The 18,445-nt window shown below is 51.3% G+C and carries 15 protein-coding genes and 1 pseudogene; 9 read left to right on the top strand and 7 right to left on the bottom strand.

The window, feature by feature from the left end:
* Positions 1–315 precede the first annotated feature (315 nt).
* Complete coding sequence (locus RB298_RS10280; RefSeq protein WP_096773461.1) at positions 316–1,542, top strand: nitrate/nitrite transporter; 1,227 nt, start codon at positions 316–318, stop codon at positions 1,540–1,542.
* A gap of 132 nt (positions 1,543–1,674) precedes the next feature.
* Here the strand turns inward: RB298_RS10280 and RB298_RS10275 are convergent, their stop codons facing one another.
* The 3 genes from RB298_RS10275 to RB298_RS10265 all read right to left on the bottom strand — a co-directional run bounded on the left by RB298_RS10275 (position 1,675) and on the right by RB298_RS10265 (position 3,603).
* Complete coding sequence (locus tag RB298_RS10275) at positions 1,675–2,058, bottom strand: hypothetical protein (protein WP_096773521.1); 384 nt, start codon at positions 2,056–2,058, stop codon at positions 1,675–1,677.
* Positions 2,059–2,119: 61 nt separating this feature from the next.
* Positions 2,120–2,680: a VanZ family protein gene (locus RB298_RS10270; protein WP_486047011.1), complete on the bottom strand. Its 561-nt coding sequence runs from the start codon at positions 2,678–2,680 to the stop codon at positions 2,120–2,122.
* On the bottom strand, positions 2,677–3,603 hold the full coding sequence (locus RB298_RS10265; RefSeq protein WP_486047010.1) for a M15 family metallopeptidase: 927 nt from the start codon (positions 3,601–3,603) through the stop codon (positions 2,677–2,679). The genes RB298_RS10270 and RB298_RS10265 overlap by 4 nt, the downstream gene beginning before the upstream one ends.
* Before the next feature lie 193 nt (positions 3,604–3,796).
* On the opposite strand from RB298_RS10265, the gene RB298_RS10260 reads away from it, so the two are divergent.
* Both RB298_RS10260 and RB298_RS10255 read left to right on the top strand, forming a co-directional pair.
* Complete coding sequence (locus RB298_RS10260; protein ID WP_486047009.1) at positions 3,797–5,533, top strand: ABC transporter ATP-binding protein; 1,737 nt, start codon at positions 3,797–3,799, stop codon at positions 5,531–5,533.
* Positions 5,526–7,373 carry an ABC transporter ATP-binding protein gene (locus RB298_RS10255; protein ID WP_486047008.1) on the top strand — a complete coding sequence of 616 codons (1,848 nt, stop codon included), beginning with the start codon at positions 5,526–5,528 and terminating at the stop codon, positions 7,371–7,373. The genes RB298_RS10260 and RB298_RS10255 overlap by 8 nt, the downstream gene beginning before the upstream one ends.
* 99 nt (positions 7,374–7,472) lie before the next feature.
* Here RB298_RS10255 and RB298_RS10250 read toward each other — a convergent pair.
* Both RB298_RS10250 and RB298_RS10245 read right to left on the bottom strand, forming a co-directional pair.
* A pseudogene (locus RB298_RS10250) lies at positions 7,473–8,285 on the bottom strand (sugar phosphate isomerase/epimerase family protein).
* A 98-nt stretch (positions 8,286–8,383) separates the two neighbouring features.
* Positions 8,384–9,001: a LysE/ArgO family amino acid transporter gene (locus RB298_RS10245; RefSeq protein ID WP_486047007.1), complete on the bottom strand. Its 618-nt coding sequence runs from the start codon at positions 8,999–9,001 to the stop codon at positions 8,384–8,386.
* Positions 9,002–9,147: 146 nt separating this feature from the next.
* Here RB298_RS10245 and pdxR point away from each other — a divergent pair, with 146 nt between their 5' ends.
* From pdxR to qoxD, 6 genes are all read left to right on the top strand, one after another.
* Positions 9,148–10,596 (top strand): MocR-like pyridoxine biosynthesis transcription factor PdxR, encoded by a 1,449-nt coding sequence (gene pdxR / locus RB298_RS10240; protein WP_486047006.1) that lies wholly within the window; start codon positions 9,148–9,150, stop codon positions 10,594–10,596.
* 110 nt (positions 10,597–10,706) lie between these two features.
* Positions 10,707–11,168 (top strand): hypothetical protein, encoded by a 462-nt coding sequence (locus RB298_RS10235; protein ID WP_486047005.1) that lies wholly within the window; start codon positions 10,707–10,709, stop codon positions 11,166–11,168.
* Between the two features lie 431 nt (positions 11,169–11,599).
* Entirely contained in the window at positions 11,600–12,604 is a 1,005-nt protein-coding gene (gene qoxA, locus RB298_RS10230; RefSeq protein WP_486047004.1) for a cytochrome aa3 quinol oxidase subunit II, read from the top strand.
* Positions 12,605–12,667: 63 nt separating this feature from the next.
* A complete protein-coding gene (gene qoxB / locus RB298_RS10225) occupies positions 12,668–14,611 on the top strand; it encodes a cytochrome aa3 quinol oxidase subunit I (protein ID WP_486047003.1) in 1,944 nt (647 codons plus the stop codon).
* Positions 14,608–15,204 carry a cytochrome aa3 quinol oxidase subunit III gene (gene qoxC, locus RB298_RS10220; RefSeq protein ID WP_009589471.1) on the top strand — a complete coding sequence of 199 codons (597 nt, stop codon included), beginning with the start codon at positions 14,608–14,610 and terminating at the stop codon, positions 15,202–15,204. The genes qoxB and qoxC overlap by 4 nt, the downstream gene beginning before the upstream one ends.
* A gap of 1 nt (position 15,205) precedes the next feature.
* The gene (gene qoxD, locus RB298_RS10215) at positions 15,206–15,493 is read left to right on the top strand and encodes a cytochrome aa3 quinol oxidase subunit IV (RefSeq protein WP_009589381.1); all 288 of its coding nucleotides are present in this window, start codon (positions 15,206–15,208) and stop codon (positions 15,491–15,493) included.
* A 283-nt stretch (positions 15,494–15,776) separates the two neighbouring features.
* Here the strand turns inward: qoxD and RB298_RS10210 are convergent, their stop codons facing one another.
* Positions 15,777–16,946 (bottom strand): cell wall-binding repeat-containing protein, encoded by a 1,170-nt coding sequence (locus RB298_RS10210; protein WP_486047014.1) that lies wholly within the window; start codon positions 16,944–16,946, stop codon positions 15,777–15,779.
* Positions 16,947–17,020: 74 nt separating this feature from the next.
* On the bottom strand, positions 17,021–18,274 hold the full coding sequence (locus RB298_RS10205; protein WP_486047002.1) for a DHH family phosphoesterase: 1,254 nt from the start codon (positions 18,272–18,274) through the stop codon (positions 17,021–17,023).
* Positions 18,275–18,445 lie beyond the last annotated feature (171 nt).

Below are 18,445 nucleotides of genomic sequence, written 5' to 3'. Positions count from 1 at the left end.
CGTAACCTACATCTAGCTTACTTGACGAAATTCGATAAGCCACGATATATGACATTTAGTCAACGGAATTTTAATGATTTATAATTATTCGATTTTTTGTGTGATGTATATTGACATTCATTTGACCTGTTATCTAGAATGTGAATCAGCAAAATCATATATTTCACAGACGGAAGACACAATGACGTGTCTGCGTCTTGGGCAACGAGGCCGCAAGTCGTTCTGCAATGGGCGAATTGCGGCCTTTTTATGCCTGCATCTGAAGATCCGCACCAGGTATAGAGAACGTACACATTTGGATAAGGAGCGAAAACCATGGAGAAGAAAGGATTTTGGCAAAGCGGGCACAAGCCCTCCCTGTTCGGTGCTTTTTTGTATTTCGATATCAGCTTCATGATATGGGGCATGCTCGGACCGCTTGCGGTAGTCATTGCCGGAGATTATCCGATGGATCCGGTGCAGAAGGCAAATCTGGTGGCACTTCCCGTTCTTGGCGGCTCGATACTTCGGCTCGTACTAGGTTTCCTTGCCGATCGCATCGGCCCGAAGCTAACGGCTCAGATCGGGATGATCGTCACGCTGGTCCCTCTTTTGCTTGGCTGGTTATGGGTAGATTCCCTTGATCAATTGTACGTCGTTGCGATTCTTCTCGGCGTCGCGGGAGCTTCGTTCGCCGCAGCACTTCCTCTTGCGGGACAGTGGTATCCCAAAGAACATCAAGGCCTGGCGATGGGAATCGCCGGAGCCGGGAACAGCGGCACCGTCCTGGCGACCCTGTTCGCCAACCGGCTGGCGCAGCATTTCGGAAGCTGGGAGATTGTCTTCGGACTTGCCATCATTCCCATTGTATTGGTCTTCATCTACTTCTCGCTGTTTGCCCGCAACAGTCCGAATCGGCCTGCCCCCAAACGGCTGTCCGAATATGGCAATGTGCTTAAACAGCGCGATGCTTGGGTATTCTGTGCCCTGTACTGCGTGACGTTTGGCGGCTTTGTCGGGCTCGCCAACTATTTAACGATCTTCTTCAACACCCAGTATGGCCTTTCCGCGGTTCAGGCTGCGGACATTACAACGATCTGCGTCATAGCAGGGAGCTTCTTCCGTCCTGTAGGCGGCTTTCTGGCCGATCGTATCGGCGGCTCGCGAATGCTGATGTTTCTCTATGCCGGAGCTGCCATTATGCTGATCGGCGTCTCCTTCTTGCCGCCGCTATGGCTTGTCGTCTCGCTGCTGTTTATCGGCATGATGTGCCTGGGCGCGGGGAATGGTTCCGTATTTCAGCTTGTCCCTCAACGGTTTGCCGGCGAGATCGGCCTGGTTACCGGGATTGTCGGGGCTGCCGGAGGCTTGGGCGGCTACGCGCTTCCGCTGATATTGGGTCGATTGTACCAAGCGACAGGCTCATACACCGCCGGGTTCATCATTCTGAGTTTCATTGCCGCCGCATCGCTGGCCCTTACGATTGTGATGCAGCTGAAATGGCGGCGCAGCTGGCTCCGCGGCGTGCCATCCGGCGCGCAGACCGGATCGGCCGAGGCGTGAGAGAAAGCGAGATCCATGTTAACGCTGCGACTTTTTCACGGCATATTGCCAAAGAAACGGTCGATTAGCGGGCACCCACGCAAAAAAAGCATCTTATCGATGCTTTTTTTGTTTGGGATAACAGCCATGCCATCAGTCGGCTAAATTCACGACGTCATGCTGAACCGAAATTCTGACAAAATAACGATTCGGCCATATCTTGGTTGTCACCACGACATCCTGGTCATCCTTTTCAAAAAAATAGCCGGAGCCCTCTTGCATAACATAATGCCAATCCTCGCGCTGCATCCGCTCCTTAATCATTTCAGCCGGTTGCCTCATCTTCGTAAGATACAGTCCATGGCCGTTCGAAGGATCATCAATCTTTACGACGGATTTGTCGGTGGTATGAAGCGAATACATCAGTTTGATATTATTCCAACCGATCGAATGGATATATAATGCGATATTTATGACGAACATGACAAAGACCAATCCGATGGAACCGAACAAGATCCTTTTCCAGCGTTTATTCACGATTATAACCACCGCCTTTATAGATATGTCTTCAACGTCAAATCGGTACTCATCATCAGGTTCAAGATGAGGCCTCTTGCTTCTTCACCCCCGATAACGGCTTGCCCTTCCCGCCCCTACCCTCATCAATATGGGATTGTTTTTCCGATAAGGTTAGTTTTAAGACGAGGACCATGGAACAGCCTATCACCCCGCCAGCCGTATTCAGGATTAAATCGTCCACATCAAAGCTTCCCATCGAAAAGAGAATCTGCGAGCACTCCAGCCCAAGGCTTAGCCCGAAGGAAGTCACGAAAGCGCCAAGCCATCCCATCCACTTGTTTTTCAGCAATACACTGACGAATATGCCATTGGGTATGAAAATCGCGATATTTCCGAACAGATTGATCACGTCATGCGGGCTCGAGAGTCGTTTCATATTTTGATGAATGGACTTAAACGGCGTAAAATTGGCAAATTGCAATCGATTCTGCATATATTCGGGATTATCCATCGAACGCTGCAGTTGATGCCATAGAAACGAAATGTTCACGTCGCCGAATTTGAACAGAATGATTTTGACCAGCACATATACATACAACGCATACAGCAATAATACCATCCATTTAGGCGTTAGTTTCATTCATTCTCATCCTTGCCGAGCTGCACCGTCACAATCATGCCATCGATGTTGTTGCCGGATATCTCATACTCGCTGCCGGCCGGAACTTCAATTTCCGTTTCTTTCGCCTGGACGGGTACGTACTCGATTTCGTAGGCCTTCCCGTTTACGGTTGCCTTATAGTTTTTTTTCTCCTTGAGAAAATCCAGATACTCTTCGAGCGTAAAATCCAGCTCGTGCATGATCATGCTGTGCGGAAGCCCAACATAACGAAAATGCCACGGCTCATACTGGATCCCTGTGACATCCGTCTTGTTCTGGGGGTATCTCAAAATGAATCCATGCGCCCAAGCATGCTTCTTCAGCCACTCGCCCTCCGGAGATTGATCGATCGCCTTCTGCGTAGATCCGATATCCATGGATAACCCAAGGTTATGTTCGCTGTAGCCTGGTGGCAATGCATAATCGGCGCCTTTTTCGCGATATAACGCCTCTTGTTCGCTCTCATCCCGGTACCCGCTGCTGATCATGAAGTGATTGACCCCGTCCTCTCCTGCTGCTTGGATCATATCGCCAAAACGCTCCGCCACAGTGCGCGATAAACGGATCGTGTTGTCAAGAACGACGTAACCGTTCATTAAGTCTTGATCCTGAAACAAATTAACGATATCCGTCGGTACGGCTGCCGGGTCCAGCGGGTGATCCTTGTTGACCAAAACCAGATTCCCCTGCGTTACTTGTTCATCTGTCACTGAGACCGTTTGAGCCGCTTTATTCCCATCGTTATCGTATTCTGATTGAGGATTCGCCTGCGCGTCGGAGCCAGCGTTCATATCCTGTTCCTTATGTGTTCCTTTGTTATCATTCGCGTTTGGCGTCTCCGTTAGTGCGGGCTCGCATCCGACCAACAGGAAGATCACGAGCAATATCAAACCCTTCTTCAATTTCAACAACTCCCTCTATCTTTGTCCCACCATCTTAAAGAATATAGTTTAAGGAAAAGTAGGGAAAAGTTAAAGTTTTTCTTAAGAGATGCGAATCCCTCCCGGGCTTTCGCTCTTTACCCTTTGACAAGGCTGAAGCCCATGGCTTACCTTGGTATTTAGACTAATAAGAATAAAGAAGGTGCCATTATTCTTGCTTAAACTATTTCGTTATTTACGTCCTCACTGGACAGCGGCCCTGCTTGCACCGCTATTGATGCTGCTGGAGGTCGCCATGGATCTGCTTCAGCCCATGCTGATGGCCAGCATTATCGACCGCGGCGTCATGCAGAACGATACGGCACACATCCTCAGTACAGGGCTGCTCATGCTGGGAGCTGCAGCCATCGGGCTGCTTGGAGGTCTCGGGTGCACGATTTATTCTTCCATTGCTTCACAGCGTTTTGGCGCCGACCTTCGCCGGGATTTGTTCCGCAAAGTTCAGACCCTGTCTTTCCGCAATCTGGACGACATCTCAACCGTGTCGCTCATCACCCGGCTTACGAGCGATATCGTTCAGCTTCAGACGATGGTGCAGATGCTGCTGCGCATCTTCGTACGCTCACCGTTTCTTGCCATAGGAAGCATGATCATGGCGGTGATCATCAGCCCCAAGCTGGCCATCATTCTGGCTATTGCCGTTCCGTTGCTGTTCGTCGTGATGTTTTTCCTGATCCGGGCTACCCTGCCCTTGTTCGCCACCGTTCAGAAGAAACTCGATAAGGTGAATACGGTACTGAAGGAAAATTTCGCCGGAATCCGGGTCTCCAAGGCATTCGTGCGTGCCGGTTACGAGAAGGACCGATTTCATGATGCGAACCAGGACTTCACGCAAGTTTCGGTAAAAACCCAGCGGATCGTTGCGCTCAACATGCCCATCCTGACCATGATTCTGAATGTCAGCATCGTGGCCGTCCTGTGGTTCGGCGGAAAGGATGCTATCGGCGGATCCTTTGAGGTCGGTAGCCTGGTAGCCTTTATAAACTATGTCACGCAGGTATTGTTCTCGGTTTCGTCCGTGGCCATGATGCTGGTACGGATTTCTACGGCCAAGGTCTCCGCTGACCGTATTCAGGAGGTCATGCGTACAGAATCCGAAATTGTGAACGAGGTTCAACCGGCAACCGATGCGTACAAGCAAGGAGAGATCATGTTTGACCGCGTTACCTTTTCCTATAACTCGGAGATGCAGAAGCCCGTACTGCGCGACATCAGTTTCAAGGTTCGACCAGGACAGCATGTAGCCATTATGGGTGCAACAGGTTCGGGTAAAACCTCTCTGGTATCCCTGCTCCCCCGTCTGTACGATGTGACCTCCGGGCAGATACGAATCGACGGAACCGATGTGCGGAGAATGGAGCTGTCCGCTTTGCGCGAACGAATCGGCATCGTCCTGCAAGAATCCATCCTTTTTACAGGCACTATAAGGGACAACATCCGCTACGGGAAACCGGACGCTTCCGATGAAGAAGTAATGGCCTCGGCTAAAGCTGCCCAAGCGCATGATTTCATTACTTCCATGCCGGATGGCTACGATACCGTGCTTGGACAACGCGGCGTGAACCTGTCCGGCGGACAGAAACAGCGGATATCCATTGCGCGGGCATTATTGCTTCAACCCGCCATTCTGATTCTTGATGACAGCACCAGCGCCATCGATACGGGAACGGAGTCGCGGCTTCGGAAAGAGCTGGCCCGTCTGATGAAAGACCGGACCTGCCTTATGATAGCCCAGCGGATCTCATCCGTGATCGACGCCGACCTGATATTGGTGCTGGATGACGGGGAATTGATCGCGAAGGGCACGCACCACGAGTTGCTTGCTTCCTGTGAAGTATATCAGGACATTTATCGATCGCAATTCGGCAAGGAGGTGTCTTCTCATGGCTAAACCGAATCAGGATTCCAAGCATGCCCATCATACGGACGGTCCGGACCTTAGCATGCGAGGCGGCAACGCCATCCGCGGAATGACGATAGCCAAAGCCAAGCCGAAACATACGATGGATACGATACGCCGGATATGGAGCTATATCCGTCCGTTCAAAGGCGGCATGATGGCTGTTTTCGTATTCACGCTCGTAACGACGCTGCTCTCACTGATTGCCCCTTATCTGCTGGGGAACGCCGTGGATCATTACATCATCCCGGGAGACATCAGAGGACTTATGGGGTTATGTGCGATACTTCTTGCCGTTTATGCTGGCACCGCGCTCACGGCATGGCTTCAGCAGCATGTCATGGTGAAAGTCTCCCAGCTGTCCATTCTGGCCATGCGGCGGGATATCTTTGCAAGGCTTCAAGTCCTGCCGCTCCGCTTCTTCGACAGCAAGACGCACGGCGAATTGATGAGCCGCACGACCAATGATATCGAGAATGTCTCCGGTACGTTGAATCAAAGCGTAACCCAGCTCATCTCCAGCGTTCTGTCCCTGATCGGATCGCTTGCCATCATGCTGTACCTCAACGTGTGGCTTACGCTGCTCAGCATGGTGACCATTCCGCTTGTCATGCTGTTCACGAAGACGGTGGCAAGCCGGACAAGAAAGCATTTTTCCAAGCAGCAAAGCTTGCTGGGAGAGCTTAACGGATTCATTGATGAGACCGTTTCGGGCCAAAAGGTCGTGCAGGTATATCGCCGCGAACGGCATGCCGCTGCCCAGTTTGATGACATGAACAAAAAGCTGACCGACGCCAGCATTCAAGCCCAGATCTATTCGGGCACGGTCGGGCCGGTTATGAACGTACTGAATAATGTCAGTTTTGCCTTGATAGCAGCGGTTGGCGGCTACATGGCTTTCAAGGATTTCACAACCGTCGGGGTCGTCGTTGCGTTTCTGAATTATTCGAAGCAGTTTCAACGGCCTTTGAACGATCTGGCGAACCAGTTCAACCTGGTGCAATCTGCGGTTGCCGGGGCAGAACGGGTCTTTGAGATTATCGATACGGAGTCCGAATACCGCGGCAATGAACAGACGAAAAAAGCGGACGATATGTATGGCGAGGTACGATTTGACCATGTGTCCTTCAGCTATAAGGAAGGCGTCCCGATTCTGAGGGACGTTTCGCTTACCGCCCGGCCGGGTGAGACCGTTGCGCTCGTCGGCCCGACAGGCGCCGGCAAAACCACCATTATCAATCTCCTCACCCGCTTCTATGAGATAGATGATGGCGTAATCACCATAGATGGCAGCGATATCCGCCAACTGGATAAGGACAGTCTGCGCAGTCAGCTGGGGATCGTGCTTCAGGATGCTTATGTATTCTCGGCATCGATCCGGGAGAACATTCGATATGGCCGGCTGGATGCCACGGACCAAGAGATCGAAGCCGCCGCCAAGCTTGCCAATGCGCATGACTTCATCATGAAGCTGCCCGATGGCTATGATACGCAGCTCCTGTCGGGCGGCGGCAACCTGAGCCAGGGCCAGCGGCAGCTCTTGACGATCGCTCGCGCCGTGCTTGCCGATCCCGTTATTCTGATTCTCGACGAGGCAACCAGCAGCATCGATACCCGAACCGAGATGCATATTCAGACCGCCATGCGCGCCCTGATGCGAGGCCGGACCAGCTTTGTCATCGCCCATCGTCTAAGCACGATCCGCGAGGCCGACCAGATTCTTGTCATGAATCATGGCGGAATCGCGGAGCGCGGCACACATGAAGAGCTGCTGGCCAAGCGCGGCTTCTACTACGAGTTGTACAACAGCCAATTTAAGCTGACCAGCTAACGGGTGTTGAAAGTTTTCTTAAGCTGCTACTGGCAAAATCATTCAAGGACCGATTCTTTAGAATCGGTCCTCTTTTTATCCTTAAGAGAAAACATCATGTCATTCTTGTACGACTCGACCGGCATTGCTCACGATCCGCTTCACGGCCCCAATGATCCATTCCATTTCCACGTATTGGTTGCCCGGCGCTTTGTATTCGACGCCCCAATATCCCTGATAGCCCCCGGCGAGCAGGCAGCGCACCTTCTCCTCCGCATCGGGATGAACCGCGGTCTTCGCATCGAAATGCGTATGCACCGTCCACGGGGCAACCATCTCGTCGCCTTCGGCCTCATCCGCCCTCCATCTTCCTAGGTGAAGCAGGAAACCAAAAGCCGGATGCCGGACTTCCTCCGCAATCCGCTTCATTTCCCGCGGGAGCAGGGAGGCGCCCATATGGTTTTCCGGGCCTACCGTATAACCGTTATCCCCTGCACGCTCCGCCAATTCCCGATAGCGCTTAACCAGGTATTCGAATTGTTCGTCCGGCATTGGCTCCGCTTCCTAATAACCGCCGCCGGTGTCGATCCGCACCGTTTCGGCACCCAAAATTTCTGCGGCATCCAGATGGGCAAGCGCATTTTCATACAACTTCTCCCGCATATCCGGGTCGGGATCCCATAGATGAGCCCCGTCAACAGCAAAGTTAACCACGCTCATCTCCTTCTCATCCAGCGCTTCCCTGATTTTACGTATGTAGCTTTCGTCGGCAAGCTTGTATATGGGGCCGCTTCGATCGATGAAAAAACCGTTCCACAAATCAACCGCATCCATTCGGTATCGATACTTCACCGTCTCCAAATAACCGAACACATCCATTTTGCCGTCGAGAAACGTGTTATAAAAAGAATACCCGCCAATCGAAATGTTCATCGCATTGCCTCCTCCTATTCCCGGTTTACATACAAACTTACCACATTTTCTATTCCTTAATTAGCATAAATTCTCAGTCCCTTCTAAATTTCTCCTCACTAGGTTTGAATCAAATGAAAGACGAGATAAACGGCCGTCCCCCACATAATCACCGCCGATATTCGGTTCAGCGCGAACAGCAGCCTGCCTGACGGATCCATTCTTCCGGCCGCCCTGCCGGCAATTCCGAGTCCCAGAAACCACAACCAGGAGACGGCGATGCATATAACGGTAAAAATCACTTTGTCCGCCCCTTCATATTGAAGCGAGCTCGTGCCGATGACGCCCATCGTGTCCAGAACCGCATGCGGATTTAGCAGCGACACGGACATGGCAAATACGATTTGCTTCTTGGGAGAGAACGAACGGGCGCTTTCCGGGTCCTGACCTGAAGGCTTACTCCTCCACGTCGCCGCTCCCATATAGACCAGGAAGCAGATGCCCAATGTAAATAACGTCAATTTGATCCACTCATATTCCATAACGATCACGGATACGCCCAACACCGCCAATGAAATCAGCAGCGTATCGCATAACGATGCGGTAATAATGACGGGCAGCGCCCTAATAAACCGGGGTTGGACGACACCTTGATTAAATACGAACACATTCTGCACGCCCAAGGGAAGAATTAGGCCAATAGCCAGAATGAATCCATGAAGTATAACGCCTATCATTTGAAAGCAAACCTCCAGTACATATTTTCACCATTGTAATGGAGGTGCTTGACTGCGTCTCCAACCAATTTGGTTGGTATTCGACCCAACCAATGATGTAAACTGGGCATAATACTATAGAAACGTTGTCAGAAAGCAGGTTGTCCATGACAGAAGAATGGAAATTGAATAAAGCTTCCGAAGTGCCCCTGCATCAGCAAATTTATGATCACATGAAGAGCCGAATCATGAACGGGGAATGGCCGGTCGGAACCCGACTTCTCCCGCAGAGGGAGCTTGCCGCCAAATTTCAAGTCAACCGCAGCACCATCGTTTATGCCTTGGGTGAGCTTGCGGCTGACGGTTTCATAGAATCCCGGGTGGGACAAGGCACGGTTATTGTGAACAATACTTGGAGCGTATTGGCCGCCACGCCCCCGCCTGATTGGAATCAATACGTGAAATCCGGCTCCTACCAACCGAACATCCATATGATCCAGCAGATCAACCGTGCGGAAACCGATCCCGAAGTGATCCGACTCGGTACTGGCGAGCTTTCGCCTGAGCTCCTCCCGACCGCCCAAATGCGGGAGACGTTTAACGGCAGCATGTCCAGCCGTTTCACTTTGGGATATTCGGAACCGAAAGGCAGCCTATACTTAAGGGAAATCATCAGCGATTATTTGAATAAGAAGGGGATATCCGCCTCTCCTTCTTCCATTCTTATCGTCTCCGGCGGGCTGCAGGGCTTGCAGCTTATTTCCCTGGGGCTGCTGCATCACGGTTCCGCCATCCTGGTGGAGAATCCCACTTACCTGAACTCGATTCATGTATTCCAGTCGGCTGGCATGCATTTGCACGGCATCCCGATGGATGCCAAAGGGATCAGAACGGAATCTATCGGAAGGCTCAAGCGTCAGCACAGAGCCGCCCTGCTCTACACGATCCCTGCCTTTCATAACCCTACCGGCACGATGATGTCTTCCGACAGACGGACGGAGCTGCTGCAAATCTGTGCCCAAGAAAGATTGCCCGTCATCGAGGATGATGTGTATGGCGATTTATGGTTGGATACTCCCTCTCCGCCCCCTTTGAAAGCTTCGGATAAACAAGGACTCGTGCTCTATATGGGCAGCATGTCCAAAACCCTCGGGCCCGGTCTGCGCATCGGATGGGTCGTCGGGCCGGAGCCTGTCATCGATCGGCTGTCCGACATAAAAATGCAGACCGATTACGGGTCCAGCTCGCTGTCCCAGCATGCTGTCGCGGAGTGGCTCTCGAGCGGATCCTATGAGAAGCATCTCGTTCAGATCCGGGCAGAGCTGATGAAGCGCAGAGACTTTACGCTGTCGTTGCTGGAACGATATTTTCAAGATATTGCCCACTGGAATAAACCCCAAGGCGGATTTTATGTTTGGCTCCGCATCGCAAAGCCGATCTCCATTCGTCCGTTATTCGATCAGGCGTTGAAGGAAGGCCTGCTGCTCAATCCCGGAAATATTTATGACCGTAACGACCAGCAGCATCTGCGGTTATCTTTTGCATACGCCTCCTACGATCAACTGGAGAAGGGACTTATTCGGCTTGCGGAGCTTATTCGCCTCCATGTGTTGTAAACAGCAAAAGCAAAGGGTTATTCCGAGGAATGCCGTACCCCCTCTGGATTAGCCCATTCTTTATTCAGCGCGCCGTCATGTTATCGTTTATGCTTGCTTGCAGCCTACACATGACGCCGTTCCATCAGATTGATCCCAATACCCATGCACAATACCCCGATGAGCAGCAATTAACCATGCTGAGAAGTCCGTCGAGCAAACTTTGCAGAACACTCACTTTCATCGAGTTCTCTCAGCTTTCATCGCAAATATCCTACGGGTTCGTTGCATCCGTACTCGCGGGTCCCAAGGAGATTACCGAAAATACCGACGTTGCGAGCAGTGTGACAAATAGCATTGCAGGCCTGGCGCGGAACAACGGCGCCAAAAAGAAGCCCGTGAAAAAAATGGCGCTGCTTCCCAATCGCCAAGGCAATGGATCCGGATCAACATGCTGCAGCACGGGGACGAAGGCGCAAAGCCAGCTCAAAACAAGAAATAAAAACCATATCCAGAACGACCGCACCGGCTCCCCTCTCTTTCCTGTCAAGCGTTTCACAATTCCCAGCAAAATATCTCGTTCCAATTTTTAGTTATATCATATCACAAGCGTCTTCGAGCCTTTTGGTTAAATAAGTAAACTGGAAATAAAAATCGGGTTCGATTTTATTGTGAAAAATTACACTTGCACGTCTAAACCCTTATCAGTACTGGGATTTATTCGGCAGGTTAAGGAGCCGAAAGCAGTGAAAAACAGGCCCGGAATTGTGACGAAACTGGTAACTCTCGTGAATGTTTGAACAAAGTATGAACTGCCTCAAAACCGCGCCACTACAATGATTTCGCTCACAACCCTCCCCTTTTGTAACAAATTGAACACATAAAATTACATACATTGACACGAATATGGATTTATCTGTTATTTATACAAGTTTATGTGTTTTGCAAAGCCGACCGTAACTTTCTACTATAGATGTGTCAGTAACATTGAATCGAACGAACGTTTCAAGGAAAGGGGTACATCATGAACAAAAGAGGGCCGTTATTTGCATTGTTATTATGCTTTACCTTGCTCTTATCGGGCTGCAGCTCGCTCACGGTATTAGATCCGAAAGGACCGGCTGCCAGAACCCTATCCGATACAATCATATTCTCCATTCTCATGATGGTCGGAATCCTAGCGGTAGTTTACGCGCTCTATATCTACATGCTCACGAAATATCGAGCCAAGAAATCCAACGAAGGTTATGAACCGCCACATGAAGAGGGCAACAAATGGCTGGAGATTCTGTGGACTGCCATTCCGATCCTGATCGTTGCCGTGCTCTCGGTCGTAACCGTCAAAACGACGGTGGCCGTCGAGAACGTGCCTGAAGGCTACGAGAACCAAGAGCCTCTGGTCATTTATGCTTCCTCTTCGAACTGGAAATGGCATTTCAGCTATCCGGAAGAAGGAATCGAAACCGTCAATTACGTTAACATTCCGACCAATCGTCCGATCGAGTTCCGACTGTATTCGTTCGGTCCGATCACAAGCTTCTGGATCCCTCAGCTTCACGGACAGAAGTACGCGATGAGCGACATGATCACCAAGCTGAACATGGTTGCCGACGTACCGGGTTCGATGATGGGCCGTAACGCGAACTTCAACGGCGAAGGTTTCGCCCATATGGAGTTCGAAGCTCTTGCCATGACCTCTGCCGAGTATGATGAGTGGGTTCAGGATGTAAAGGATACGGCGCCTGAACTGAAGGAAGATGAGTTCAAGAAGCTTCTGGAGACCGCGCATGTCGGACGAATGACCTTCTCTAACACGCATCTGGAATTCAGCCCGCCGCCATCCGAAGACCATCATCATGGCGGTGACGTCAACGGCAATGAGGAGCATCAGGACCATAAAGACGTCCACCCGGATCCTGCAACAACGGAAGAAACGGAATTTGACAGCGAAACGAACGTGGATCCAAACGAACCGCTGCCGAACTTCCCGGCTGAAGAAAGCCCAAATCATCAACATGATGGACATTAAATCGGTGAGTGAAACGTTGTTCACCCGATCTACTTCATACATCCAGAAAGGAGCTAGGCCTTTATGAAATGGGACGAATTTTTCGTTACCGGTGATCCGTTAATTTACGGCGCCATGGTGAGTATCGTGCTCGTCTCGCTCGCAATCCTCTTCGGCTTGACCTATTACAAGAAGTGGGGATATATGTGGCGGGAATGGCTGACGACCGTGGATCACAAAAGAATTGGCGTCATGTACATCATCTGTGCATTGATCATGCTGTTCCGCGGGGGCGTCGACGCGATCATGATGCGTGCGCAGACCGCCGCACCGGAGATGAAGTTTCTGACCGGTCAGCATTATAATGAAGTATTCACGACTCACGGGGTCATCATGATCCTCTTTATGGCCATGCCGTTTATTTTCGGTCTGATGAACGTCATCGTTCCGCTCCAGATCGGTGCCCGTGACGTTGCATTCCCTAAACTGAACGCAATCAGCTTCTGGCTGTTCTTCGCCGGAGCGATGCTGTTCAACATTTCCTTCGTTATCGGAGGATCGCCTGATGCCGGCTGGTCCGCTTACTTCCCGCTGGCCAGTATCGAATTCAGTCCGACGGTCGGCAACAACTACTACTCTCTGTCGCTTCAGATTTCAGGGATTGGTACTTTGCTGACAGGCCTTAACTTTATCGTAACCATCCTGAAAATGCGCGCGCCGGGTATGACCCTGATGCGCATGCCAATGTTTACGTGGTCGGTATTGATCACTTGCGTCATCATTATCTTTGCTTTCCCTGTGCTTACGATTGCGCTTCTGCTTATGATGTTCGACCGCATCTTCGGCTCGCAATTCTTCACGATGGCCAACGGGGGCATGGATATGCTCTGGGCCAACCTGTTCTGGGTATGGGGTCACCCTGAGGTATATATCGTTATTCTGCCGGCATTCGGTATTTTCAGCGAGATCATCTCAGCGTTCTCCAAAAAGAACCTGTACGGTTACAGCTCCATGGTATTGAGTATGGCGATTATTTCCGGATTGTCCTTCCTGGTATGGGCCCACCATTTCTACACGATGGGTCAAGGGGCCATGGTCAACGGTTTCTTCTCCATCACGACGATGGCGATTGCCGTACCGACCGGGATCAAAATATTCAACTGGCTCTTTACGCTTCGCAAGGGCCGAATCAGCTTTACGACGCCGATGCTCTACTCGCTTGCCTTTATTCCGATCTTTACGATCGGCGGCGTAACCGGCGTCATGCTGGCGATGGCCAGTGCCGACTATCAGTATCACAATACGATGTTCCTGGTGGCCCACTTCCACTATGTGCTCATTCCAGGCGCCGTATTCGCCGTCATTGCCGGTTTCCACTACTGGTTCCCTAAAGTGTTCGGCTTCCGTCTGAACGAAAAGCTTGGCAAAATCGCATTCTGGTTCATTGCCATCTCATTTAACGTTACGTTCTTCCCAATGTTCTTCCTGGGACTTATGGGGATGACCCGCCGTACGTACACGTATTCGGCCGAGACCGGCTTTGGTCCGCTGAATATGCTGTCGATGGTCGGCGCTGTCGGACTGGCGATCGGATTCATCCTTCTGGTGTACAACATTTACTGGAGTACACGTTACGAGCCGCGCGACAAAACGGGAGATCCATGGGATGCACGATCACTGGAATGGTCGACGCCAAGTCCGGTTCCTGTTTACAACTTTGCGGTAACGCCGAAAGTCAAAGGCCGTGACGCCTTCTGGTTCTCCAAGAAAAACAACGAGCCGCTTTCGGACGAGAAAATCACGAAGATTCACATGCCAAGCAACACCGGAAAACCGTTTGTACTGGGCATCGCCTTCTTCTTCCTGGGCTTCTTCCTGGTATTCAGCTGGTGGATTCCATCCATCGTTGCCGGTATCGCGGTATTGATTATTATGGCTACCATGTCCTTCGACCGTGATCACGGGTATTACATTCCGGTTGAAGAGATTGTTCAAACCGAACAGAAACTGCGGGGTGATACGGTATGAAAATAGATGCCACTCAGCCGCTGGAATATGGAACAGAGGAAAACCGCAATCGTATATTCGGCTTCTGGCTGTTCCTCGGAGCTGAAATTGCGCTCTTTGCTACCTTGTTTACCGTCTACTTCGTTCTCGTGAACCGCTTTGCCAGCGGTCCGAGCGGAGCGGAAATCTTTGAAATTACGCCGGTCCTGCTTGAGACGTTCCTGCTCTTAACGAGCAGCTTCACCATCGGTTTGGCTGTTCATGCGATGCGTCTGGGCCTGAAAAAGCAGATGATGATCTTCATGGTCATCACCCTGTTGCTGGGTGCGGGATTCCTCGGGATCGAGATCTTTGAATTCTTCACCTATGTTCATGAAGGAGTAACGCTCTCAACCAGCGCCTTCTCCTCCAGCTTGTTCACATTGCTTGGCACGCACGGAGCTCACGTAACCTTCGGTCTCCTGTGGGGAACCGCCATTCTGATTCAACTTAAAAAGCATGGACTGGATCATTCCACAGCCAACAAGTCCTTTATCTTCTCGCTCTACTGGCACTTCCTGGACGTTGTGTGGATCTTCATTTTCAGCTTCGTGTATCTGAAAGGACTGATGTGACATGTTAAAACAGCTGTTTCCAATTAAGCATGTAGCGGGTTATATATCGTCCCTCGTCCTTTCAGCTGTCGCGCTCGTCGTTCTGCTGGATATGCCGGCAGCTTCGAAAGTGGCCGTTCTGCTGGTCACCGCGATCCTGCAGGCAGCCGTTCAGCTTATGCTGTTCATGCACGTCGGCGAAAGCGAAGACAAAAAGTCCGTCTATATCAACATTGCGTTCGCCCTGTTCGTAGGGCTGGTTACTATCTTCGGAACGCTGTTCATCTTCATATGGGGCTGGTACGCTTAAGTCTCGCGAAAATCTGGGGTGAACGTGTACCGTCGATCATCGTTCGCTATCACGAACGTATGACCAATATCAAATAGGGCGTCCCAAAAGATCCTGGATCTCGAGGGATGCCCTTTTTTTTCCTATTGAAGATGCTGCATGCGAATCATTCCCCCATCGTACTTCAAACATGCAAAGAGAACCGTTTCTCGGAACTAGGGACGTGCGGCCCGCCAATTACGAGGAACGGTTTCTTTTTGCATTCCATATGCAGCTTCATCTGCCAATGCCATTTGCGGCTCCATTAATCATGTCCTGCAGGCGTATCCAGAATTTCATCAATCTCACTCTGGAGCTTGGTGGTCAGGGTCTGTTCATCTCCGATGATCCAGGCATGATTATAGGGAGTATCCACTTTGGTGGCGTCACTCTGTTGCCTGATCGAGTCAACATACTTCGTAATCGAGCGTGGCACTCCGTCGCGCTCCGTAAACAATAGAGGGGCGTGTTTACCCATATGGGACAATGGAGCGGCCGCAATGGACAATGCCGGCGAGTCCGGCCTCGAGAAGGAGAAACTGTATCCCGGCGATTGTACTCCCCAGCCAAAACCCGTCCCGGGATCATGATACTGGGCAAAATGAATGGCATTCTCATACGGATCGTCTCCGGCTATGCGCGTTACCTTTCCATATTGCCGCAGCTCGTCTTCAACGGCCTCGGACACCACCTTTTCAGGTCCGATGACGTAGATATTCGCCTTCCCGTTACGCTGCCTTAGGGCCTGCACCGTCTCTTCGGGCACGTCCTTCTCGCTGACATACAGCATCGTTTCCGGCATATGGGCAATCCAGCTTACCGCGGGCAGCGTATAGTCGGGCCGTTCCATCGATCCGACAATAACCGAGGTCGGTACTGAACCGTTTACCCTGGAAGCATAGGCATCAATTGCTGCTGCCGCTTCCGCGGCTTCCCCGGCAGGAATGTGATCGGCCTTGTATTCAAGTCCGTTCAGCTCTTTCATCACCTGATCCGAGATCGGGCCGACGGTAATGATCTCAATCCCCTTGTTGTGCTCCGCCCCCCTCGGCTTCAGCCGTCTCAGCTCTTCCAAGGTTTCCTTCGGGATCCCCCCTTCTTCAACGAAGAGTAAAGGCCCCTCGCTAAGCTGCGTCAGATCGACGCTGACAGCCGCTATCGACCAGTGAGCCGAATCCACGAGGATCACGGTCTGCGGACGGCTGTGCACGTTCGTGGACTGCCACAGCGTCTTGGAAGTCAGTACGGCCGCACTTACTGGATCGGATGTATTCAACCGAATCGTGTTTTTCGTGGCGGACCAAGGTACGGGAACATCCTTCAGCAGTTCTTTGCTGTGAACCGCCGAGGGAATGGAGGGCTCGGAATGGCTCTGCGTTTGACTCCAAGCGAGGATACCTGCCGTCAGCAGGGCAAGGGCCCAGCCGGCGATCATTTTTTTCACCGAATATTCCTCCTGTCTTCACAATACAGCGCATCGTGCGAGATCATTCTTCCTGCTGATCGGGTCTACAGATCTTCCATTAATTTCTCCTCATCCATATCCGGCGGCAAGCCTGGACGCTCATGGGTACGGTTTCGGATCCATTGTTCCTTCAGCATCTTCACAAATACGTCATCCCGGGACAACCAGACCCCGTACTGGCGCTTCATATGCCGCTCTGCTTCCTCGAACGACCTGAACCGGAATGGGAGAGGTTCTCCGTTCCACTCGATCACCCATTCCCCGGCATAGGCGTAAACAAACAGCAAATCCTCGCCCCAGCTTTCGTACAGCACGCCGGACTCGCTTCCTTTGATATTGAACTGATTGCGCGAAGCATCGAACCGGATCGGCTCCAGCTCAAACGAGTCCGCCGCAAACAATTGATACACATCCTCTGTTATGGTGCACCCCGCAGCCTTGGCATGGCCGCCACCGCCATACCGCATCGCCACTTCGGACACGTCCACATGATCATGAATGGTTCGAAGGCTCATTTTTCTTCCGCCCATATTCAGTATCGCGATGTAGTCAAGATGGGGATAGCTCGTTCCCAGCTCGCTGGCAAGCTCGGAATGATAGGATTCGGCGTAAACGATGCCGACGCAATGCTCCTCGACGAAGGTTTGAATGAGTTCCCGCTGCTTGCGGCGAATGTAACGCTCGATTTTATTCTCTTCCATGTCCAGGATTTTCTGTTCAAATTCATCAAAGAAGAAGCCATCGTGCGATTCCCGGAGGCGCTCAGACATCTTGCTCTCGAATTCGTCCAGGGACAACATGTAGAACAAGTCATTCAAGCGCTTAGCCTCGATCTTGCCGCTCTCTTCCCATTCCCATGTATCATAGAGACGCACCAGCTCAACGAATTCGTCCAGCGCTTCGGTTCTGCCGAGATGTCCATGCTCGATTAAATATTCATAGAACAGCGAGGTTGCCGATGCCAAGCGGCCGTCCCGATGCGTTGCATCCACTTGTCCCCAGCTGTGTTCATTGAGGTGGAGGGCGGTTTTATGGTGATCGATAAGCTGCACCTGTCCCCCCTCTTCGACAAACACGTTCAATTCCTTCTCGATGTCAGGAGAGACCGACAAATCCGTAATGAACAGCATATCGTATGGATTCTCCTGAACGGAGGTCCGGTTCAAATACCTTTCGACTTGTTGATTCAATCCGTGAATGGAGTTGTAACGGACATCGATTCCTTCACCGAAGGCGCATTTGGCGATGATGCCGCAGCCGACGCCATCCAAATCGTTATGGCTGTACAGATGATACATGGTTGACTTCCTCCCAGCAGAAGGTGGAATGATTAGTTGTTCTTGCCTTTCATCCCTTTACGGTTCCCTAAATTCCGTCGTTTTAACCCCTGTCAGCCCCTTAGAATCGACAAGGAAACTAAAAAAGAAGAAGCGGCTGCTGCAGCCGCTTCTTCTGGAATATAGAGAATG

The organism is Priestia sp. BR_2 (genome assembly GCF_041954005.1).
GTDB classification, from domain to species: domain Bacteria; phylum Bacillota; class Bacilli; order Paenibacillales; family Paenibacillaceae; genus Paenibacillus_AQ; species Paenibacillus_AQ lautus_A.
This window is presented reverse-complemented; position numbering and strand designations above follow the sequence as displayed.

Excerpts from the sequence above, each read along its gene's own strand:
- RB298_RS10280 (WP_096773461.1), top strand. The coding sequence starts at position 316 with ATGGAGAAGAAAGGATTTTGGCAAAGCGGGCACAAGCCCTCCCTGTTC.
- RB298_RS10270 (WP_486047011.1), bottom strand. The coding sequence starts at position 2,680 with ATGAAACTAACGCCTAAATGGATGGTATTATTGCTGTATGCGTTGTAT.
- RB298_RS10255 (WP_486047008.1), top strand. The coding sequence starts at position 5,526 with ATGGCTAAACCGAATCAGGATTCCAAGCATGCCCATCATACGGACGGT.
- RB298_RS10245 (WP_486047007.1), bottom strand. The coding sequence starts at position 9,001 with ATGATAGGCGTTATACTTCATGGATTCATTCTGGCTATTGGCCTAATT.
- pdxR (WP_486047006.1), top strand. The coding sequence starts at position 9,148 with ATGACAGAAGAATGGAAATTGAATAAAGCTTCCGAAGTGCCCCTGCAT.
- RB298_RS10235 (WP_486047005.1), top strand. The coding sequence starts at position 10,707 with ATGACGCCGTTCCATCAGATTGATCCCAATACCCATGCACAATACCCC.
- qoxA (WP_486047004.1), top strand. The coding sequence starts at position 11,600 with ATGAACAAAAGAGGGCCGTTATTTGCATTGTTATTATGCTTTACCTTG.
- qoxB (WP_486047003.1), top strand. The coding sequence starts at position 12,668 with ATGAAATGGGACGAATTTTTCGTTACCGGTGATCCGTTAATTTACGGC.
- qoxC (WP_009589471.1), top strand. The coding sequence starts at position 14,608 with ATGAAAATAGATGCCACTCAGCCGCTGGAATATGGAACAGAGGAAAAC.
- qoxD (WP_009589381.1), top strand. The coding sequence starts at position 15,206 with ATGTTAAAACAGCTGTTTCCAATTAAGCATGTAGCGGGTTATATATCG.
- RB298_RS10210 (WP_486047014.1), bottom strand. The coding sequence starts at position 16,946 with ATGATCGCCGGCTGGGCCCTTGCCCTGCTGACGGCAGGTATCCTCGCT.
- RB298_RS10205 (WP_486047002.1), bottom strand. The coding sequence starts at position 18,274 with ATGTATCATCTGTACAGCCATAACGATTTGGATGGCGTCGGCTGCGGC.